Origin of the sequence: Thermopolyspora sp. NPDC052614, assembly GCF_040678635.1 — a bacterium.
Taxonomy (GTDB): Bacteria; Actinomycetota; Actinomycetes; order Streptosporangiales; family Streptosporangiaceae; genus Thermopolyspora.
Genome location: NZ_JBFATZ010000003.1, coordinates 39,333 through 60,720, shown reverse-complemented (window position 1 = coordinate 60,720; position 21,388 = coordinate 39,333). Strand labels below are relative to the sequence as shown.

Genomic DNA, 21,388 nt, shown 5'->3' with positions numbered 1-21,388 from the left:
GACGACGGGGTCGCCGGGGCGGGGGCCGACAATGTTTTCTGACCGTCGGTCAGTGCGGTGTGGGCAAGCCGTTGCCGGGGCGATAACCTGCGTTGCCTGAAACAAAAGCGCTGTAGGTTTACCTCACGTGCCACACCCGCCGACCTTTCGCCGTGGAGGGGAATCCGCGTCATGTCGCCCTACATGCTCGGCCTCCGCCTGGAGGGGCGGCGCGTGCTCGTCGTCGGGGGCGGCCGGGTGGCTCAGCGGAGGGTGCCCGCGCTGCTCGAGGCCGGGGCCCGCGTCACGCTGGTCTCGCCGAGCGTCACCCCGGCGCTCGACGATCTCATCACCGACGGGCGGGTGCACTGGGAGCGCCGGCCGTACCAGGTGGGGGACTGCGACGGCGCCTGGCTGGTGCAGGCCTGCACCGACGACCGGGCGGTCAACACCGCGATCGCCGCCGAGGCCGAGGCCAAGCGCGTGTGGTGCGTGCGCGCCGACGACCGGGACGCCTCGGCCGCCTGGACCCCCGCGAGCGGGCGGGTGGGCGAGATCGGGGTCGCGGTCACCGCCGGAGGCGACCCGCGCCGGGCCGCCGGAATCCGGGACGAGATCGTCGACGCGTTGCGCGACGGCACCGTCGACGCCCGCCGCAACCGCACCAAACCGGTCGGCGTGGCCCTGGTCGGCGGCGGCCCGGGCGATCCGGGGCTCATCACGGTCCGCGGGCGGCAACTGCTCGCCCAGGCCGACGTCGTGATCGCCGACCGGCTGGCCCCGCGCGCCCTGCTCGACGAGCTCCCGCCCGACGTCGAGCTGATCGACGCGGCGAAGATCCCGTACGGGCGCTATCTCGCCCAGGAGAAGATCAACGAACTGCTGGTCGAGCACGCCCGAAAGGGCAAATTCGTGGTCCGGCTGAAGGGCGGCGACTCGTTCGTCTTCGGGCGGGGAGGCGAGGAGATGCTCGCGTGCGCCCGGGCCGGCATACCGGTCACCGTGGTGCCGGGCATCACCAGCGCGGTCGCGGTCCCCGCGGCGGCGGGCGTGCCGGTCACCCACCGCGGCGTCAGCCAGGAATTCCATGTGATCTCGGTGCACGTGCCGCCGGGGGATCCGCAGTCCACCGTGGACTGGCCGGCACTGGCGAGATCACAAGGAACTCTGGTACTTCTGATGGCGGTCGAGCGGATCCCGATAGTTGCAGACACACTGCTCCAAAATGGACGTTCACCAGAAACTCCCGTAATGGTGGTGCAAGACGGTACTCTTCCCACCCAACGAGCGGTTTCCGCCACGCTTGACACGGTGGCGGAACGCGTTACCGCGGCTGGGATTCGTCCGCCGGCGATAGTGGTCGTCGGCGAGGTCGTCAGGGTCGGCCAGGAGATTGAAATGGTGCGAGCGGAGCGGATTCCGTGAATTCGGCTGCGAACAGGGCCGCCGGGCAGTCTCCCGTGAGCGACGACCACGAGTCGCCCGGCGAACGGACCATGTCGTTCGGTCCCATCCGCGACGACGAGGCCGCGAGTTCCGGCCCCGGGGAGAATCCCGCCCAGGAGGCGGCCGGGCGGTCCCACGCGGATGGCGGACACGAGGACGACGACGCCCCGAACACCCGCGACGCCGACGACGCCGCGGACGTCGAGGGCGCCACTGACTCCGGAGGCGTAGCGGGCGCCGAGGATGCCACGGCTGCGAATGACCCGGTCCGGCGCGATGAGGATTCGCGTGCGGTACGCGCGAATGACGTGAGCGATTCGGACACGGACGATTCGGACGCGGGTGATTCGGACGGGCAGGACGTGACCGTCGGCGAGGATACGTCGTTCATCCCCGTGATCAGGGATGATGCCGACGAACCCCGGACCGGCGGGACACACGCCACTCCAACGGGAGCGGCCGCGTCGGTCACTCGGGATCCGCGGCCGGAACCTCATCAGGAGGCACGACCGCATGCGCAAGGAGCCCGGTCGGAACATTCGACGACCGACTCCGAGCCACGAGAATCCGGTCCTACAGGACAGGCCACCAAGTCGGATGCGGGCGAGCCCCGGCCCGGGCCGCAGGCAGCGGAGTCGCAGGCGCGGGGGGTCAGGCCGGATGTGCGCGTGTTCCGGCCGCTGTCACAAATGGTGGGGCTGGAGACGCGAGGGGCAGAGCCCGCAGCGCAGAGGGCTGCAAGCCAGACCGATGCGTCCCGGTCCAACCCCCAGGCGGCCGAGCCGGATGCGGATGAAGCTCGGGCGGAAACCCGAGAGGCCGAGCCCACGGGGCAGAAGGCCGATGCGTCCCGGTCCGGTCAGCGTGCGGATGGGGTGCAGGGCGATGTGCCCTGGCCTAGGCCGCAGGTGGCCGAGTCGGGTGCGGGTGGGCCTCGGGCGGAGGCCCGAGAAGTCGAGCCCGTACGACAGAAGGCCGATGTGTCCCGGTCCGGTCAGCGTGCGGATGGGGTGCAGGGTGATGTGTCCCGGCCTAGGCCGCAGGTGGCCGAGTCGGGTGCGGGTGGGCCTCGGGCGGAAACCCGGGAAGCCGAGCCCGTAGGGCAGACGGCCGATGTGTCCCGGCCTAGGCCGCAGGTGGCCGAGTCGGGTGCGGGTGGGCCTCGGGCGGAAGCCCGAGAGGCCGAGCCCGTAGGGCAAAAGGCCGAGCGTCAGGCCGATGTGTCCCGGCCTAGGCCGCAGGCGGCCGAGCCGGAGGCGGGCAGGCCCCGGGCGGAAGCCCGAGGAGCCGAGCCGGCGGCACGAGGACCTCGGTCGTCAGCGCCCCGAACAGGGTCCGGGATGCCTGGACCCCAGGCGGGGATGCGGGAGGTTCCGGTGCCGGAACCGGTGTCCCGTGCCTTCAGTTCAGCCCTCGCGGAACTGCGTGAAAGCATCATCGGGCTGCATTTCGGGCTCGACCTGCCGGGCGCGGTGGAAGCCCGAAAGCTTCAGGCCGAGATCCTTTCACAACTCGGCAACTACGTGATTCCGCGCGTCCACATGAGCACCGCCCCCGCGATCATCGCCGTCGCGGGCTCGACGGGCGCGGGCAAGTCCACCATCGTCAACTCGCTCGCCGGGGCGAAGATCAGCGCCACCGGCGTCCGCCGGCCGACCACCGGAACACCCGTGCTGGCCTGCCATCCCGGCGACCGCGAATGGTTCGCCAAGGGCAACGTGCTCAGCGGACTAACCCGGGTGACCACCCCCGGCATCACCCCCGGCATGTCGAGCTTCGTGCTCAGCTCATCCCCCGGCCTCCCGGAGGGCGTCGCCCTGCTCGACACCCCCGACATCGACTCGGTCGTCGAGGAACACCACGAGATCGCGCACCGCATGCTGGACGTGGCCGACCTGTGGGTCTTCGTCACCACGGCGGCGCGCTACGCCGACGCGCCCTCCTGGCAGTTGCTCAAACTCGCCAAGGAACGCGGGGCCCGGCTGGTCATCGTGCTGGCCCGGGTGCCGCTCAAGGCCCGCGAGGTGGTGCTCAAGCACTTCGCCCGCATGCTGGACGACTACGGCCTGGGCGAGGTGGAGCGCTTCATCGTCCACGAGACGACCGTGTCCGACGGCCGGCTGCCGGATGAGGAGATCCGCGAGCTGCGCATGTGGCTGGCCGAGTTGTCGGTCGACGACGAACGGCGGATGCGGGCCGTACGCACCACCCTGGACGGCGCGCTGAACAGCTTCCGCGTCAGGATCCCGGCGCTCGCCCGGCAACTGGAGGCGCAGGTGGCCTTCCGGGCCGAACTGCGCACCGACGTGGACGCCGCGTACATGGCCGCCCTCGCCGAGATCGACGAGACCACCCGGAACGGCTCGCTGCTGCGCGGCGAGGTGCTCGCCCGCTGGCAGGACTTCGCGGGCTCCGGCGACATCAAGCACACCCTGCACCTGCGGCGGCCCGGCCGGTTCGCCGGACGGGCGCGGCAGGAGGCGCCGATGCGCCTGAGCGCGCTGAAGACGGCGTTACGCGCCGGCCTGGAGTCGATCATCATCGCCGCCGCGCAACGGGCGGCCGAGGACGTCGTCAACCGGTGGCGCAACCGCGCCGGGGCCGGCGACCGGCTCGCGAGCACCCCGGGTCTCGGCAGACCCTCGGAGGAGCTGGTACGGCGCACCGGCCAGGCCGTCAGCGCGTGGCAGGACCACCTCGTCGAGCTGGTCCGCACCGAAGGGGTGACGAAGCGTTCGATCGCCCGGGTGCTGTCGTTCGACGTGGACTCGCTGGCGGTCGTCTTCGCCGTGGGCCTGCTCGGTTACGAGGCCTCGGAGACCGCCTCCGGCACCGGCGGCTCGCTGCCGGAACGGCTGCTGCGCGGCCTGCTCGGCGCCGAGTCGCTGCGCAGTATCGGCGGGAAGGCGCGCAGCGACCTGCGGGCGCGCATCGGGATGCTGTTCGATGAGGAGACCATGCGCTACGTCCACGTGCTCGACAGCGCCGGCATCCCGGACGAGTCCGCCGCGACCCGTCTTTACCAGGCAACCTACAACCTCGAGGTCGCCCGATGACTCTTGGCACGACGACCGCTTCGGCGCAGCACGGGCTCGGCGCCCGGCTGGCCGCGCTCGCCCGGATCGTCGAGCTCGGCCCCGGACGGGTCGACGCCACGCTCCTGCGCGACGCGGGACAGCTCCTGCTGCGAGCCGGTGAGCGGCTCCGGCTCTCCGCCGATCACACCGTGGTGGCCCTGGCGGGCGGCACCGGCAGCGGCAAGTCGTCGCTGTTCAACCGCGTCTCCGGGCTGGAGCTGTCGCCCACCGGGGTGCGCAGGCCCACCACCGCCCGTACCCACGCGTGCGTATGGGGGCTGGAGGGCGCCGCGCCGCTGCTCGACTGGCTGCAGATCCAGTGGCGGCATCGCTTCGCCCGGGCCAGCGCGCTCGACCGGGGCGAAAGCCGGCTCCACGGGCTCATCCTGCTCGACCTGCCCGACCACGACTCGATCCGGGCCCTGAACGACACCGAGGCCGAGCGCCTCATCAAGCTCGCCGACCTGGTCGTGTGGGTGCTCGACCCGCAGAAGTACGCGGACGCCTCGATCCACCGGCGCTACCTGTCGGAGCTGAAAGGACACGAGGCGACCACCGTCTTCGTGCTCAACCAGGTGGACAAGCTCGCCCCGGAGGAGCTCGTCGAGTGCGTCGGCGACCTGGCCGAGCTGCTCAAGCGGGAGGGCGTGGAGCACCCGCGCCTGGTGTCCACCTCGGCGCTCACCGGGCGGGGGCTCGACGGGCTCAAGGGCGTGCTCGCGGAGTCGGTGTCCCAGCGCCGCGCCGCCGTGCAGCGGCTGGAGGCCGACCTGGACCGGCTGCTCGAGGACTTCACCAAGGCCATGCCCATGCCGGAGGTCACGACGGTGCGGCCCACCGTGGACCCGGCCCGGCAGGAGGCGCTGGTCGACGCGTTGTGCGACGCCGTCGGGCTCACCGCCGTCGGCGAGGCGGTGGAGAACGTCTACGCCGCCCGGTCGATCGAGTGGGTCGGCTGGCCGTACGCGCGCTGGGCGGCGAAGCTGCGGCCGGACCCGCTCAGCAGCCTGCGCGTGGGCGACCTGCGCGAGGAGATCGGCGAACTGGTGGGCGGCAGCGTGACCGCGCAGCCCGCCGAGGTCGCCAACGCGGTGCAGGCCCTCACCGACGGCCTCACCGCCGGAATGCCCGAGGCGTGGAGCAACGGCGTGCGGGACGCCGGACGGTCCGCGTCCGGCCGGCTGCCGCAGACGCTGTCCGAGCAGCTCTCGCGGATCGCACCGAAACTGGACCAGGTGCCGGGCTGGTGGTGGGCGGCCAAGATCTGGCAGTACGCCCTGGTGGTGCTGTTCGCCGCCGGATTCCTCTGGGCGGGGGCGATCCTGGTGTACGGCGTGCTCGGCGTGGGCGACGCACCGGGTGAGCTGCTGGAGGACGTCGCCGTGCTGCCCTGGCTGGGGTTGATGATGGCGAGCGTGCTCGGCCTGGGCGCGTTGTCCTCGATCGCCAGCCGCAACTTCGTGATCCTCGGCGCGGGGACCGAGCGGGAGCGCCTGGTGCGCGAGATGCGGCAGCGCGTCGCCGCCATCGCCGCGGAGACGGTCATCGCGCCCGTCGAACGCGAGCTGCATCGCTACAACGAGTTCTTCGCCGCGATGTCGGTCGTCCGTCGCTGACCGGCGTTCCCCGGCGGCCAAGGCCCGCGATCCCTCGGCACGGGGGCGTGTGCCTTGCCTCCGAGGAGTTCCCGTGCCGCCGCCTGTTGTGCGATGGCGTCGCCGTCCGTCCTGGCGGCGGGACGGGCTGTCCTTCGCAAGGGGCGAGCCGCCAACAGGCCGATATGTCCTGCCTTTAAGGCCTGTATTTCTCCGGGGCCGGGCGGGCTGTGTGGGTCGCAGGGTGGCGGGTGCAGGGTGGCGGGTGGTCTGCCGCCCTGCGCTCCTCGGCGCGACGCCGACAGCGATATGCACAGGCGATTGCCTCGGTTACCCGCGAGTATCCACAGAACGCGATTCCAATGGTCCGCAGGGTGTCTGTCTCCGGGATCGTTGCCTTGGCCGGAGGGCGTATCGGTCCTCCCGGCCCGGCGCACCGGCCGATGAGTCGGTTGACGAGCAGGAGGCAACGATGAACGACATCTACGTCACGCTGAGCGGTAACGTCACCCACGACCCCCGGCAGTTCCCCCTCCCGGACGGCTCTCGCGTCACCTTGATCCGGGTCGCCACATCGCGGCGCTACCTCGATCGGCACACCCAGGAGTGGCTGAGCTCCCCGCCCACCTTCTTCGCCGTCCGCTGCTACCGGGGCCTGGCCGACAACGCCGCCCAATCGATCAGGCGGGGCCAGCCGGTCGTGGTCCACGGTCGGCTGCGCATCCGGGAGTTCGAGCGCGACGGCGAGCGTCGCTTCATCGCCGAGATCGAGGCCACGTCCGTCGGCCACGACCTGAAGTGGGGCATCGCCACCTTCGAAAAGCCGCTGCGTTCGGTCAGATCCTCGGCCGCCGACCGGGAGCGGGCGGAACTCGAGCGCAGCACCCTGGACTGGGCTCAGGGCGGCGGCACCGCTCTCACGACCGGTCCCGCCGACAACCTCGCGGCCCTCGAAGCCACCGAGGAGATCACCTGGTCCGCTGACGAGAGACCGCCTGCCGACGACCGCCTGGCGGCATGAGACACGCCTGGCAACCGCTATCCAACGGCCCATGAGCCGGGGTGTTCGCAGGGCCCGCCGTCGTGAAGACCGCCGGGCCGGATGGCCGACGACCTGCGTCTGGCGCCGAGAGCCGGGCCGGGGCCCGGCCGGAGGCGCGGGCGACGGGGGAGACAGGACTCGGAACGGGGACTACGGGGACTTGAAGGGGAGGATTCGGTGAGGGAAGGGCTTGGGGACAGGGGGCTTAGCGGGGGGCTTGCCGTGGGGAGGGGGTATCGGCCAGAGAACGGGGGGTCTCCTCGGCGTTGGCGAGGACGTCCTGAGGTGGCCGATGGCGCATTACACGGCGAGTACTCGGATTCAAGTCCAGATGACGCCTTGCGTCATGGGCTGCTCCTTTCACTCGATCCACTACCGGAGAGAGCGGATCCGCACCAATGCAGCCTATCGGTTCCCATCGCGCGTCGCACAGTCCGCAACTATTGTGTTACACATCGGAGTCGTCGGCCCGGCGGCTCAGGACGAGTGCGATCGATGTGGTGGGGGGAAGAGATGGTCGCAGCCGATCAAGTCTCGGCCAAGCCGCAGGGCGTCATCGCCGCGCGGGCCGGCCGCTGGCCGTTGCTGGGGGAGCGGCGCGCCCTCGTCGGCTACGTCTGCTGTGTCGTGGCACTCGATCTCGCCGCGCTGGGGATCGCCATCGCCGGGACCGAGATCCACGGGCACGACCTGGTGATCTTCGCGGCTCTGCTCGCCTGCGGAGCGGTCTGCATCGAGGCGAGCCGCCGTCTGGGGGTGCCCGCCGGGGTCTCGCGCGACCTGCTGTCGGCCTGGTGGCTGCCGGTCGCGCTGCTGCTGCCGCCGGTCTACGCGCTGCTCGCGCCCCTTCCGGTGCAGTTGCTGCTGCAACTGCGCGTACGGGAGACGATGGTCTACCGCCGGGTGTTCAGTTCGGCGGCGATCGGCCTGTCGGCGGGAGCCGCCTCGCTGGCGTTCCACGAACTGGTGCCGATCGCGGGCGGGTACGTCCTGGGCGTCAACACCACGCTGTGGCTCGCGATCGGCTGCGGCGTGCTGTTCACGGTCCTCAACACGGCGCTGATCGCCATCGCCGCGCACACGGCCGAGCCCAGGCCGCCCTGGCGGCAGGTGCTGTGGGACAGGGAAAGCGCCATCCTGGACCTGGTCGAGCTGTGCCTGGGCGTGCTGGTCACCATCGCGTGCGCGCTGACGCCGTGGCTGCTGCTGGTGACGCTGCCCCCGATCGTCCTGCTGCAGCGCAGCCTGCTGCACGCCCAGCTCCAGGCGGCGGCCCGTACCGACGGCAAGACCGGTCTGCTCAACGCCGCCGCATGGCAGCGGGAGGCCGATACCGAGATCGCTCGGGCGCGGCGCACCGGCGAGACGCTCGCCCTGGTCATCCTCGACATCGACCACTTCAAGAAGGTCAACGACGAGCACGGTCACCTCGTCGGCGACCGGGTCCTGGCCGGGGTCGCCGCCACCCTCCGCTCCCAGGTGCGCGAATACGACGTCGTCGGCAGGTTCGGCGGTGAGGAGTTCGTGGTCCTGCTGCCCAACACCGAGGTCGTCGAGGCGCGCAGCGTGGCCGAGCGGCTCCGCATGCACGTCGCCAACATGGCGGTGCCGGTCAACGACGTCTCCATCACCGTGACCGTCTCGGCGGGCGTCGCGGTGATGAACCTGCACGGCGAGGACCTGCTCGACCTCCTCGCCGCCGCCGACCTGGCCCTCTACCGCGCCAAGGAACTCGGCCGCGACCGCGTCTGCCTTCCCGCGATCCAACCCCCGCCCGACCCGCGCCGCCCCCTGCGCTGATCCCCGCGCTGATCCCCGCGCTGATCCCTACGTCGGCTCCCGCGTCGGCCCTTGCGCTGATCCCCGCGTCGGCCTTCCCGTCGAACCTGTGCTGATCCCCGCGTTGGCCCCCGCGTTGGCCCCCGCGTTGGCCCCTGTTCGGCCTCTACGTCGGCCGTTGTGTCGATTCCCGCGTCGGCCTTAGCGTCGTGAACCTGTGCTGATCCCCGCGTTGGCCCCTGTTCGGCCTCTACGTCGGCCGTTGTGTCGATTCCCGCGTCGGCCTTAGCGTCGTGAACCTGTGCTGATCCCCGCGTTGGCCCCTGTTCGGCCTCTACGTCGGCCGGTGTGTCGATTCCTGCGTCGGCTTCTGCGCCAGCCTCCATGTCTCTCTCCATGTCGGCCTCTGCGCCGAATCCTGCGCTGATCCCCTTCTCGACCTTGCCCCGAGCCCCGCACCGGTCCGCATCCGACCCCTGTATCTCCGTTTCGCCTCTGTCCGGCGCCCACCGGCCCTGAACCGATCGCCGAGGCCCCCGTCGATTCCCGCGCGGGCGCCCGTTCACCCCCTGCAGGGGCGGCGAGGCCGAGAAGTAGTCGCGAGGGACCACTAAGCTGGTGGCATGCCGGAGTACATCTACACGATGCAGCGCGTGCGCAAGGCGTACGGCGACAAAGTTGTGCTTGACGACGTCACGTTGCACTTCCTGCCCGGGGCGAAGATCGGCGTACTGGGGCCGAACGGCACCGGGAAGTCCTCGCTGCTGAAGATGATGGCCGGCCTTGAGCAGCCGTCGAACGGCGAGGCCAGGCTGATGCCGGGCTTCACCGTCGGCATCCTCATGCAGGAGCCGCAGCTCAACGAGTCCAAGACGGTGCTCGGCAACGTCCAGGAGGGCGTGGCCGAGACGCTGGAGTTGCGGTCCCGCTTCGAGGAGATCGCTGAGAAGCTGGGTACCGACTACAGCGACGAGCTGCTGGAGGAGATGGGCAAGCTCCAGGACGCGCTGGACCACCGCAACGGGTGGGAGATCGACAGCCAGCTTGAGCAGGCGATGGACGCGTTGCGCTGCCCGCCGCCCGACGCCGACGTGACCACGTTGTCCGGTGGCGAGCGCCGCCGCGTCGCGCTGTGCAAGCTGCTGCTGGAGCAGCCCGACCTGCTGCTGCTCGACGAGCCCACCAACCACCTCGACGCCGAGAGCGTCCAGTGGCTGGAGCAGCACCTGGAGAAGTACCCCGGCACCGTGCTCGCCGTCACCCACGACCGCTACTTCCTCGACAACGTGGCCAACTGGATCCTGGAGCTCGACCGGGGCCGCTGCTATCCCTACGAGGGCAACTACTCCACCTACCTGGAGGCCAAGGCCGCCCGGCTGAAGGTCGAGGGGCAGAAGGACGCCAAGCGCAAGAAGCGCCTGGAGGAAGAGCTGGAGTGGGTGCGGTCCAACCCCAAGGCGAGGCAGACCAAGAGCAAGGCCCGTCTCCAGCGCTACGAGGAGATGGCCGCGGAGGCCGCGAAGTACCGCAAGCTGGACTTCGAGGAGATCCAGATCCCGCCGGGCCCGCGCCTGGGCACCACCGTCATCGAGGCCGCCAACCTGACCAAGGGCTTCGGCGACCGCCTGCTCATCGAGAACCTCTCCTTCTCCCTGCCGCGTAACGGCCTGGTCGGCGTCATCGGCCCCAACGGCGTCGGCAAGACCACGCTGTTCCGTATGATCACCGGTGGGGAGACCCCGGACAGCGGCTCGATCACCATCGGCGAGACCGTGAAGATCTCCTACGTCGATCAGAACCGCGCCGGCATCGACCCCAAGAAGACCGTTTGGGAGGTCGTCTCCGACGGGCTCGACCACATCAAGGTCGGCAACGTGGAGATGCCCTCGCGCGCCTACATCGCCGCCTTCGGCTTCAAGGGCCCCGACCAGCAGAAGCCCGCCGGCGTGCTGTCCGGCGGCGAGCGCAACCGGCTCAACCTCGCCCTCACCCTCAAGCAGGGCGGCAACGTGCTGCTGCTCGACGAGCCCACGAACGACCTCGACACCGAGACCCTCTCGTCGCTGGAGAACGCGCTGCTGGAGTTCCCGGGATGCGCGGTCATCACCTCCCACGACCGGTGGTTCCTCGACCGGATCGCCACCCACATCCTCGCGTGGGAGGAGGGGTCGAGCTGGTTCTGGTTCGAGGGCAACTTCGCCGACTACGAGAAGAACAAGATCGAGCGCCTGGGAGCGGAGGCGGCCCGCCCGCACGCCGTCACCTACCGCAAGCTCACCCGGGACTGATCTCGGCCGAATCCGGGACGCCCCGGGAGACGCGATCCATCCGCGCCTCCCGGGGCGTTCGCCGTTCGGCCTGCTTAATTCCCTTTATCCCTGCTTGCGGCCGTGGTCCGGGGGAGGCGAAAGCCCGCACCTCGGCACCGGGTGCGGTCGAAACCCGTCAGGGGGCGGTGAGCCAGGCGGCGGCGTTCGGGGGCAGGACGTCGCTCACCGGCACGGTGGAGATGAGGACCTCGCCGTGCGCGGGGAGCGGAACGGGGTCGTCGCCGCAGTTGAGGGCGCAGATGAGGGTGCCTCGGGAGAAGAAGAGGGACTCCTCGGGGGAGTCCAGCCAGGTGATGGCGGAGGGCAGCGACCTGACCCGGTCGCGGCGCAGCGAGAGCATGCGGCGGTAGAAGGACAACATCGACGTCGGATCGGCGAGCTGGCGTTCCACCGTCAGCGCCGCCCAGTCGGCGGGCTGGGGCAGCCAGGGCGGCGCCGGTGCGGTGACCCGTCCCTTGGCGTCGCCCGCCGGGCCGTTCGATGAACCCTCGGACCGCGACGGTCGCGCCGGACCGGCGGGGAAATCGGCGGAGAAGCCGAACGGCGGCTCGGAGCCCGACCAGGGGAGGGGGACGCGGCAGCCGTCACGCCCCGGAATCTCGCCCCCGGTGCGGAAGAAGGTCGGATCCTGGCGGCTCTCGGGGGGAAGGTCCTTCACCTCGGGGAGGCCGAGTTCCTCCCCTTGGTAGAGGTAGGCCGATCCGGGAAGGGCGAGCATCGTCAGAACCGCGGCCCGGGCCCGCGCCACACCGGCGTCCGGGTCGAGCGAGCCCTCGCCGTACCGCGTCACGTGCCGTACCACGTCGTGGTTGGACAGCACCCAGGTGGGGGCCGTGCCCAGGGCGGCCAGGGTGTCGTCGATGACGGTCCGGAACGCGGCGGCCTCCCAGGGAGCTTCAAGCCAGGCGAAGTTGAAGCACTGGTGCAGTTCGTCCGGCCGCACGTACAGGGCGAGGTCCTCGGCCGAGTCGGTCCACACCTCTCCCACGGCCATGCGCTCGCCGTCGTAGGCGTCCAGCAGCTTGCGCCACTCGCGGTACACCTCGTGCACCTCCGGCCGACCCCACATCGGCGAACTCGACTGCATGCCCTGCAGGTCCGTCGGCACGGAGGGGAGGCCCTCGGCCTTGTACAGGCCCATCGCGACGTCGATGCGGAATCCGTCCACCCCCCGATCGAGCCAGAAGCGCAGGATGTCGAGGAACTCCCGGTGGATCTCGGGGTTGCGCCAGTTGAGGTCCGGCTGCTCGGGGGCGAACAGGTGGAGATACCACTGCCCGTCGGGCACCCGGGTCCACGCCGGTCCCCCGAACACCGACCGCCAGTTGTTCGGCGGCGCGCCGTCGGCGCCGCCGGGGTCGTCCACGAAGATGTACCGCTCCCGCTCGGCCGCGCCCGCCGGGGCCGCCAGCGCCTGCTGAAACCAGGGGTGCGCCGAGGAACTGTGGTTCGGCACCATGTCCACGATCATCCGCAGCCCGTGGGCGTGGGCGTCGGCGACGAGCCGATCGAACGCCGCCAGATCGCCGAACAGCGGGTCCACGTCGCGGTAGTCCGCCACGTCGTATCCCCCGTCGACCATCGGGGAGCGGTAGAACGGGGTCAGCCAGACGGCGTCCACGCCGAGCTCGGCCAGGTACGGCAGGCGACCCCGGATGCCCTCCAGGTCCCCCACGCCGTCGCCGTCGGCGTCGGCGAAGCTGCGGACGTAGATCTGATAGACGATGGCGTCACGCCACCAGGGGATGCTCTCCATGGAGTCAGGGCTGCCCGGGATCGGCCGATCTTACGCGTCGCCCGCATGCCCCCGGCGCGGCGGCCGCCGGAGAAGGACCTACCCGGGCGAGTTGACCAGGCTCTGCGCGGCGTACACGAGGTAGTCCCACAGCCTGGTCTCCAGCTCGGGGGCGAGCCCCAGCGACTCGACCGCGTCGCGCATGTGCTTGAGCCAGGCGTCGCGCTCGGCCTCGCCGATGACGAACGGCGCGTGCCGCATGCGCAGCCGCGGATGGCCCCGCCGCTGGCTGTAGGTCGAGGGACCACCCCAATACTGGATCAGGAACAGCCGCAGCCGCTCCTCGGCCCCTGCGAGGTCCTCCTCGGGATACAGCGGACGCAGCAGCGGATCCTCGGCGACGCCCTCGTAGAAGCGGCGGACGAGCCGTTCGAACGTCTCGTCGCCGCCGACGGCGTCGTAAAAGGTCATCGCCTCGTCGGGGGTAGCAGACACGCATCTAGGGTACGGCCTTGCCCGCCGCCCGGGTGACGGGCGGCGGACGGTCCGGTGTGAGGCCCCCCCACACGGCCCTCACATGGGGGCTCAGGGGGTGGCGGCGAAGGCGATGCCCCTCTCGTCGAGGGCGCGCTTGATGCGCACGCGCAGCTCGCGGGCGACCTGGGCCTGCTGGCCCGGCACGGTCTTGGCGGTCACCCGGAAGATCAGGGCCGAGTCGGAGATCTGCTCGACGGCGTACACCCTCGGCTCCTCGACGATCACCAGGTCGTGCTGGTCGGGCTCCTCCCACAGCCCGGTCGCGATGTCCTTGAGCAGTTCGCGTATCTCGTCGATGTCGGCGTCGTACGGCACGGGCACGTCGACCAGCGCCCGTGACCAGCCCTGCGACTCGTTGCCGACCCGGGTGATGGTGCCGTTGCGGATGTACCACACCTTGCCGTCGAAGTCCCGCAGCCGGGTGATGCGCAGGGTGACGGCCTCCACGGTGCCGGTGGCGGTGCCGGTGTCGATGATGTCGCCCACGCCGTACTGATCCTCGAGCAGCATGAACATGCCGCTGATGAAGTCCTTGACCAGCTCCTGGGCGCCGAAGCCGACGGCCACGCCGAGGATGCCGACGCTGGTGAGCAGGGGGGCGAGGTTCATGCCGAACCGGGCCAGGATCATCAGCAGCGCGGTCCCCATGATCACGATGGAGGCGATGTACCGCAGCACCGAGCCCATGGTCTCGGCCCGTTGCCGGCGCCGCTCGGTGAGCAGGGCTTGCGCGGTGTCCATGTGCTCGGCCCGGCCGCGCAACCGCTCGGGGAGCACGCCCATCGCCGCCCTGCGGGTGATCCGATCGATCAGCCGGCGGACGAGGTTCCGCAGGACCAGCGCGCCCAGCAGGATGAGGATGATCGTGATCAGCCAGGCGGCGAACGGCGCCCAGCCCTTGGGGAGGACGCCCTCGACCAGCGGGCAGATCACGTCGTCGTTGCCGCTGCAGGTGGCCAGCACGGTGTTGGTGAGCGTCTCCGGGTCCGGCAGGACCATCTCCTCCGGCGAGGTGGGCGTCGGTGTGGGCGTCGGCGTGAGGGTCACGACGGGTGTGGGGATCGGCGTGAGCGACGGGTCGGCCGTGGGGGACGCGTCCGGCGCCGGTGTGGGAGAGAACAGCAGGAACACTTACAGGCCCCCGAGTATCGCTTCGGTCGGCAACAGGTCATTACGCGGTCAACCTTATTGATACCGCCGACGCACGCCGCCGTCCGGCCGCTGCCGAGACGGTTATGGGGACGGTTATGGGGACGGTTATGGGGACGGTTATGGGGACGGTTATGGGGACGGTGGCGGAGGCGACGGGGGCGACGGGGGGCGATGGGGGAGGTCACGGGGGAGCCGGTGGGGGCGGTGGTCCGCGTCCGCTCGGGCGGTCATCGGCCCGGGAGTCGTCGGCCCTTGCCGTCGGCGTGAGCGCGTCCGGCGTGCGATCCGCGGACGAACCGGACGGGGCACTCGCGCTCGGCGCGGCCGGCCGGCAGGTGTACCCGGAAACACCTGTCGGCCGTTTCCTCGCCGAAGGGAGGCCCTCCGGCACCGTCCGGCCCCGCGTTCGCAGCCGGACCGGACGGTGGCTTCGCTGGCTTCAATGGTGCGTATTCAATGTTCTGTGCGAACGTGCTGTACAGATGAAACGCACGATCGTCGTTTACCGTTCCTTTTCGGTTCTGACATTTCTGGAGCCAGGGTGGGTCCGCCGGCTACTCGCCCACCGCGGCGAGTACCCGGGCGACCTTGGTCGCCGCCCCGGCGGGATCGTCCGCCCGGTGCATGCGCTCCCCCCATGACCACCAGTAGTAATCGGTCGCCGCCTGGGGTCGGCAGGTCACGTTCTCGGCGAGGCTGGTCGCGTTCGGGTTGATCACGCGCACGAAGGCGCGACCCGTCGGCGTGCGTACGACCCGTGCGAGCAGCCCACGCGCATCCAGTTCCGACACCAAGCGCTCCAGGTGACCGAAGTCGTCCTCCCTCACCTTGCGCCTCCTTGTACGGCGGGCCCTCCACGGCCCGCGCACTCGATTCCGGTTGGCCCAAGATGACTGACGACAACGAATGACGCAACGCGCCTTTGTGATGCCCTCGGATGGGGGATACCCCATACAGGTTGAAAGAATCAGTCCGACGGAGGACGATCCTCAGCCGAGTTTTGCAAGAACGGTTCCCCGCTGGGCATCGTCTGGTCCATCATTCTCAGTAGGCGCAGCGCGACCCGCCAGTGACGCTGCGTCATGGATGACCAAGATCCCGGTGGGAGTCAACAGGGCGGACCGCGCACCCGCCCGCGAGAGGGGCTGCCATGGCCATGCCAGGTGGGTCGGCGGCGATGGCGGCACCTCGATCATCAGGGCGACGGAGAACTGAATCGTGACCGGCAGACACAGGGAGACCGAGCTGGCGCGGCGAAGCCGGGCCCGCGGGCTGGCCGCGGGGCGAAGCACCCCGCAGATCGCCGACGAGATCCACGAGCTGTGCGGGCCCCGATTCGGCACCACGCGGATCAAGTCGCACCGCCTGGCGCACGGCATCGCGCTCGCCGACGTGATCGAGCAGGTGCGGGCGTTGTTCGAGCGCGACGGCAAACCGATCCCCGGAATCGGCGAGACCCTGCTCTCGGCGTACGAGAGCGGCCTGAAACGACCCGGTCCGGAATATTTGCACTACTTATGCACGGTCTATCGCGTCGAGCCGGTCGCCCTGGGCTATGACGGGCCGTGCATCTGCGGGCACGGCCACCGCATGCCGGGCGTCGTTCGAGGCACCGAGGTGGAGGAGTCCAAGCCCGAGGTTGTTCCCAGCCAGCGTGAGCTGTGGATACAGCAGACCGGTAGTGATGCCCCCGGCGCCGGGGGCGAGGAGGACGAAAACGTGCTTCGCAGGACGTTGTTGCAGCTCCTCGCGGCAACGGGAACCGGCGTGGCCCTCGACCCGGAGATCCACAGCCGGGTCTTCGGAGCGGTCGACAACATTCGCAGGCGCATGGACGACACGTTGGTGTCGGCGACCGTCTCCCCGGCCATGCTCGACCAGTGGGAGGACGCGACCTCCGGTTTCGGCCGGCAGTACATGAACACCCCCCCGCTTCAGCTCCTGTGCGACGTGCTGCTGGAGTTCAGCTCGGTACGCAAGGCCATGGCCCACCGGCAGCCGGTGGATCTGCAGGAGCGCCTGTGCCGCATGGCCGCCCGGCTGGCCGGCCTCAGCGGCATGATCATGATCAACCTTGGTGACCACCGCCTGGCCAGATCCTTCTTCCGTACCGGCAGGACCGCCGCCGACGAGACCGGCGACCGGGCGCTGCGGGCCTGGGTGATCGCCCGCGAGTCGCTGGTCCCGCTCTACTACGGGGATCCGCGCGAGGCGCTCAACCTGGCCAGGAAGAGCCGGGACCTGGCCGGTCAGACGCCCTGCGCCGCCCAGGCGATGGCGCCGATCGTGGAGGCCAGGGCCCTGGCCATGCTCGCCGGCGCGGGCAAGAAGGACGTGGTCGACCAGGCCAAGCGGGCCCTGTCGCGAGCCCGCGCGGCCTTCGCCCGGATGAACAGCGACGTCCAGGGGGACATCGCCTTCGGCTACACCGAGCGCCAGCTCTACTTCCACCAGGGCGACGCGCTGGTCCGGCTGGGCCAGCCGCTGGAGGCCGACGTCATCCTCGAGCAGGCGCTGGCCAAGTACGAACCGTCGGAGTGGCTCGACCCCACGCTGATCAAGTTCGACCGCGCCCGGTGCAAGCTGCTGGAGGGCGAGGTGGAGGAGGCCGTGGCCATGGCCATGAAGACCTGGCAGAGCCTGGATGACGACTACCGCGCGGACATCGTCGTCCGCAAAGCGCAGGACCTGGTCAAAGCGGCCGAGCAGGTGCGCAACGCCGACCAGATCCCCCAGTTGCGCGAGCTCAAAGAGGCCATTGCGACGCGAACCAAGGTGACGAATGCATGACCTTCCGGATCAGGCGCTACCGCTGGTCTGACCTCGAGGCCGTCTCGGCGCTGCATCGAATCGGGCTGGCGCAGGTGGGGCTGGCGCCCGGCGACGGGGTCTACTACGACCACGACCTTCCGCGCATCCACGAGATCTACCTCAGCGATCACGGCGAGTTCCTCGTCGGCCTGATCGGGGGCCGGGTCATCGCCATGGGCGGGCTGCGCCGCGTGGACGACCAGGTCGCCGAGCTGTGCCGCATGCGGGTGCACCCCGAGCACCAGCGCCGCGGCTACGGCACGCGCATCCTCACCCGGCTCGAAGAGCGGGCGTTGGAGCTCGGCTACCGCCGGCTGCGCTGCGACACCACCGTCAATCAGGTGGCGGCGATGGCGCTCTACCGCCGGTACGGCTGGGTGGAGGTCGGCCGCAGGGAGGTCGGCGGCCTCACCGTCGTCTACTTCCGCAAGGACCTCCACCCCGACCCGGATGATCAGGAGCCCGAGACGAGCCCGGGAGTACGGCTGACGCCCGCGATACGCGGCGGCGCGCCGGACGAGGAGCCGCCCGGCGCACCGCCACGGTAACGGGCGAGCTCAGGCCCGCCCTTCCCCGGCGGCCTCGGCCAGACCGGTGTGCGTGGCCAGGAAGGCGAGCTGGTCGGCCATGAGCTCGACGCTGCGGCTCACCGCCCGCGCCCCGTGACCGACCGCGGTCTCGTTGCGCAGCAGGATCGGCCGATCGGATGCGGTGGCGTGCTGCAGGGCCGCGCACATCTTGCGCGCGTGCAGCGGATCCACCCGCGTGTCGGAGTCGAACACGGTCAGCAGCGTGGCCGGGTACGGCACGCCCTCCCGGACATGATGGTAGGGCGAGTAGGCCAGCAGCCAGGCGAACTGCTCGGGGTCCTCGGCCGAGCCGTACTCGACGTTCCAGGTCGCGCCAAGACCGAACCGCTCATAGCGGATCATGTCCAGCAGCGGGGCGGAGCAGGAGACCGCGGCGTAGAGCTCGGGGCGCTGGGTGAGCGCGGCCCCCACCAGCAGACCGCCGTTGGATCCCCCGGAGATCGCCAACTGCCCGGGCGTGGTCACCCCGGTGGCGATCAGATGCTCGGCGGCGGCGTGCAGGTCGTCGAAGACGTTCTGCTTGTTGCCGAGCATGCCGGCCCGGTGCCACTGCTCGCCCTCCTCGCCGCCGCCGCGCAGCTGGGCGATGGCGTAGACGCCGCCGGCCTCGGCCCAGCTCAGGATCGACGCCGAGTAGCCGGGGGCCATGGACAGGCCGAAGCCGCCGTAGCCGTACAGGATCGTCGGGCGTGGGCCCTCGCCCGGCCGGGCGATCACCAGCATGCGCACCTCGGTGCCGTCCTGCGAGCGGTAGACGACCTGCTCGGCGCGCACGTCGGGCACGTCGACGGTGCCGGGTGCGGCGGCCCACAGCGTGGTCGCGCCGGTGCGGGCGTCGTAGCGGTGGATGGCCGTCGGCGTGGTGTTGTCGGTGTAGCCGAACCACGCCTCGTGGCCGCCCTCGGGCCGCTCGACGATGCCGCCGATGGTGCCGAGGCCGGGAACGGGCACCTCGCCGGTGCGGGCTCCGGTCGCCAGATCGTGCACGGTGATCTCGCCGATGGCGTGCCGGGTCCAGCCGACGAGCAGGGTCGCGGCGTCGTCGAGGATCGCGTACGACGACAGCACGGCCTCGGCGTCCTCGGGGACGAGATCCCGCCAGTGCTCGTGCGACGGCCGGGCCGGGTCGGTCACGCGGATCCGGCCGCGGGGGGCGTCGCGGTCGGTGAACACGTAGAGGCGGCCGTCGCGGCCGAAGTGCAGGCTCGTCTGGGCGTCCACCCCCTCCTGTACGGTGACCAACTCCGGCGCCTCAAGCGGTGTGGCGGACAGATCGGCGATCCACAGATCGTTGCGCGGCGCGGTCCCCCGGGAGGCGGAGACGGTGAGCCAGCGGCCGTCGCGGGAGACCGACACGCCGTAGTACTCGGTCTTCTCCCGGCCGTCCCCGAAGATCATGACGTCGTCGTCGGGGGAGGTGCCGACCCGGTGCAGGTAGACGCGCCGGTGGTACTGCTCCTCCCCCTGGGGCACGGCCTCCGGGGGCAGCCGCCGCACGTAGTAGAACGCCTCGCCCCCGGGCACCCAGGCGACGGGGGAGTAGCGGCAGCGGTCGATGGGGCCGTCGATCTGCTCGCCGGTGGCCACGTCCATGACGTACAGGCGGGACTCCTCGTCGCCGCCCACTGAGAGCTGGTAGGCGAGCAGGCGCCCCTCCTTGTCGGGCTGCCATTGGTCGAGCGTGGTCAGGCCGCTCGCGTCCAGCGCGATCGGATCCAGGAGCGCGCGCTCCCCGCCGTCCCCCGGGGCCTGCCCGGCGTCGTCGACCACGTACAGCACGGCGTGTTCCTGGTCGGGGGTGCGGCGCATGAAGAAGTACCGGTCGCCGCGCCAGATCGGCGGGCCGACCGAGCCGGCGCGCAACAGCTCGGCCACCCGTTCGCGGAACCGCTCCCGGATCGGCAGACCCGGCACGGCGGCCGTGAACAGTTCATCCTGCGCCTTCAGCCACTCCTTGGTGGCGGGATCGTCGCGCGACTCGAGCCAGCGGTAGGGATCGGGCACCGGGGTGCCGTGCAGAATCTCGACCACGTCGTCGCGGTACGCGGGTGGGTAGGGCGGTCGTGTCATGCCCGTAACCCTAAGCGTCCCCCGGCGGTGGGGGCGCAAGGGGACGAGACGGGCTTATGACGACGTTACCCAGAGGCGTAAAAAATCCTCAGAGGGGGGATTACACGTATCAGACGTCTCTCCCGCCATTTCCGGCCAGTGCGTTATGGGGTGGCGAGAGAGGAGTTGGAAGCGCCACACTGGTTGCGGGCGGTGCCGTGGTGATCATCCGCTGGACCGTCCGGCGGAGGTCCTTGTGACGGAAGCGTCCGGGCCCGATACAGGGCCGCAAACGGGGTCGTGCCGAGGCACGGCTCCTGAGGTGACGCGCTCAACTGGAAAGGCCCAGTGATGCGCCAGGTGTTGCTGTTGAACGCCACATACGAACCATTAACCACGCTCTCCCTGCACCGGGCCGTCGTGCTGGTGCTCAGGGAGAAGGCGGACGTCGTTCACCGTGACCGGCGGGGCGCCGTGCTGCGGTCCGCGAGCCGTACGCTGGATGTGCCGTCGGTGATCCGGCTGCGGCGCTATGTCAGAATCCCCTTCCGCTCCCGCATCCCGCTCACCCGGGCGGCCCTGATGCGCCGAGACGATTTCCGCTGCGCCTACTGCGGGCAGCGGGCCGAGACCATCGACCACGTCATCCCTCGTTCCCGCGGAGGCACCCACACCTGGGAGAACTGCGTCGCGTCGTGCATGCCGTGCAACCACCGCAAGGCAGACCGGCTGGTGGAGGAGCTGGGGTGGACCTTAAGGGTCGCCCCGGTGGTGCCACGCGGCGCTCACTGGCGGCTCATCGGCGCGCAGCTCGATGGGGACCCCCAGTGGGCGCCGTACCTGGAATCGGCCGCCTGACGACGCCCGACCGGATCCCGGCCTGTCCGCCGGGCCGGGATCCGGCCAGGTGAGACGGACGCGCGCCGCCGGTCGTACCCTTGTGCCATGCCGCGATACGACTACCGCTGCCGCGCCTGCGGCTCCACGTTCGAGTTGTCCCGCCCCATGTCCGCGTCGGGTGACCCGGCGGTCTGCCCCGAGGGCCACGACGACACGGTGAAGCTTCTCACCACCGTCGCCGTGACCGGCTCCGCGGCGGCCCCCCGGCCCTCCGGCGGCGGCTGCTGCGGGGGCGGTTGCTGCTCCTGACCCCGGGTACGGCGGGCCTTCCCCGAGGGCCACGACGACACGGTGAAGCTTCTCACCACCGTCGCCGTGACCGGCTCCGCGGCGGCCCCCCGGCCCTCCGGCGGCGGCTGCTGCGGG

The 21,388-nt window shown here is 70.6% G+C and carries 15 protein-coding genes and 1 pseudogene; 11 read left to right on the top strand and 5 right to left on the bottom strand.

Going from position 1 to position 21,388, the window contains the following annotated elements:
* Positions 1–171 precede the first annotated feature (171 nt).
* The 6 genes from cobA to ettA all read left to right on the top strand — a co-directional run bounded on the left by cobA (position 172) and on the right by ettA (position 11,206).
* Positions 172–1,404, top strand: coding sequence for a uroporphyrinogen-III C-methyltransferase (cobA, locus tag AB0K60_RS06825; protein ID WP_364049415.1), 1,233 nt, complete (start codon positions 172–174; stop codon positions 1,402–1,404).
* 1,397 nt (positions 1,405–2,801) lie between these two features.
* Complete coding sequence (locus tag AB0K60_RS06820) at positions 2,802–4,481, top strand: GTPase (protein ID WP_364049413.1); 1,680 nt, start codon at positions 2,802–2,804, stop codon at positions 4,479–4,481.
* Positions 4,478–6,118 (top strand): GTPase, encoded by a 1,641-nt coding sequence (locus tag AB0K60_RS06815; protein ID WP_364049411.1) that lies wholly within the window; start codon positions 4,478–4,480, stop codon positions 6,116–6,118. Before AB0K60_RS06820 ends, AB0K60_RS06815 begins: the two co-directional genes overlap by 4 nt.
* Positions 6,119–6,569: 451 nt before the next feature.
* Positions 6,570–7,118 carry a single-stranded DNA-binding protein gene (locus tag AB0K60_RS06810; RefSeq protein WP_364049409.1) on the top strand — a complete coding sequence of 183 codons (549 nt, stop codon included), beginning with the start codon at positions 6,570–6,572 and terminating at the stop codon, positions 7,116–7,118.
* A gap of 534 nt (positions 7,119–7,652) precedes the next feature.
* Positions 7,653–8,939, top strand: coding sequence for a GGDEF domain-containing protein (locus tag AB0K60_RS06805; RefSeq protein ID WP_364049407.1), 1,287 nt, complete (start codon positions 7,653–7,655; stop codon positions 8,937–8,939).
* A gap of 602 nt (positions 8,940–9,541) precedes the next feature.
* Positions 9,542–11,206, top strand: coding sequence for an energy-dependent translational throttle protein EttA (gene ettA, locus AB0K60_RS06800; RefSeq protein ID WP_364049405.1), 1,665 nt, complete (start codon positions 9,542–9,544; stop codon positions 11,204–11,206).
* Positions 11,207–11,363: 157 nt separating this feature from the next.
* Here ettA and AB0K60_RS06795 read toward each other — a convergent pair whose 3' ends face one another.
* The 4 genes from AB0K60_RS06795 to AB0K60_RS06780 form a co-directional block, all read right to left on the bottom strand.
* Positions 11,364–13,004, bottom strand: coding sequence for a glycoside hydrolase family 13 protein (locus tag AB0K60_RS06795; protein ID WP_364049403.1), 1,641 nt, complete (start codon positions 13,002–13,004; stop codon positions 11,364–11,366).
* Between the two features lie 78 nt (positions 13,005–13,082).
* Positions 13,083–13,478, bottom strand: a complete 396-nt coding sequence (locus AB0K60_RS06790) for a globin (protein WP_364049401.1) — start codon at positions 13,476–13,478, stop codon at positions 13,083–13,085.
* Between the two features lie 90 nt (positions 13,479–13,568).
* Positions 13,569–14,651: a mechanosensitive ion channel family protein gene (locus tag AB0K60_RS06785; RefSeq protein WP_364049399.1), complete on the bottom strand. Its 1,083-nt coding sequence runs from the start codon at positions 14,649–14,651 to the stop codon at positions 13,569–13,571.
* Positions 14,652–15,226: 575 nt separating this feature from the next.
* Positions 15,227–15,499: a hypothetical protein gene (locus tag AB0K60_RS06780; RefSeq protein WP_364049397.1), complete on the bottom strand. Its 273-nt coding sequence runs from the start codon at positions 15,497–15,499 to the stop codon at positions 15,227–15,229.
* A 391-nt stretch (positions 15,500–15,890) separates the two neighbouring features.
* Here AB0K60_RS06780 and AB0K60_RS06775 point away from each other — a divergent pair, with 391 nt between their 5' ends.
* Together AB0K60_RS06775 and AB0K60_RS06770 are read left to right on the top strand one after the other, a co-directional pair.
* Entirely contained in the window at positions 15,891–17,462 is a 1,572-nt protein-coding gene (locus tag AB0K60_RS06775) for an XRE family transcriptional regulator (RefSeq protein WP_364049395.1), read from the top strand.
* Positions 17,459–18,031: a GNAT family N-acetyltransferase gene (locus AB0K60_RS06770; RefSeq protein ID WP_364049393.1), complete on the top strand. Its 573-nt coding sequence runs from the start codon at positions 17,459–17,461 to the stop codon at positions 18,029–18,031. The genes AB0K60_RS06775 and AB0K60_RS06770 overlap by 4 nt, the downstream gene beginning before the upstream one ends.
* A 9-nt stretch (positions 18,032–18,040) precedes the next feature.
* Here the strand turns inward: AB0K60_RS06770 and AB0K60_RS06765 are convergent, their stop codons facing one another.
* Positions 18,041–20,143 carry a prolyl oligopeptidase family serine peptidase gene (locus tag AB0K60_RS06765; RefSeq protein ID WP_364049391.1) on the bottom strand — a complete coding sequence of 701 codons (2,103 nt, stop codon included), beginning with the start codon at positions 20,141–20,143 and terminating at the stop codon, positions 18,041–18,043.
* 330 nt (positions 20,144–20,473) lie between these two features.
* Here AB0K60_RS06765 and AB0K60_RS06760 point away from each other — a divergent pair, with 330 nt between their 5' ends.
* From AB0K60_RS06760 to AB0K60_RS06750, 3 genes and pseudogenes are all read left to right on the top strand, one after another.
* The gene (locus tag AB0K60_RS06760) at positions 20,474–20,980 is read left to right on the top strand and encodes an HNH endonuclease (RefSeq protein ID WP_364049389.1); all 507 of its coding nucleotides are present in this window, start codon (positions 20,474–20,476) and stop codon (positions 20,978–20,980) included.
* 87 nt (positions 20,981–21,067) lie between these two features.
* On the top strand, positions 21,068–21,271 hold the full coding sequence (locus tag AB0K60_RS06755) for a zinc ribbon domain-containing protein (RefSeq protein WP_364049387.1): 204 nt from the start codon (positions 21,068–21,070) through the stop codon (positions 21,269–21,271).
* Between the two features lie 21 nt (positions 21,272–21,292).
* Positions 21,293–21,388: pseudogene (locus AB0K60_RS06750) on the top strand (zinc ribbon domain-containing protein); the annotation flags it as partial.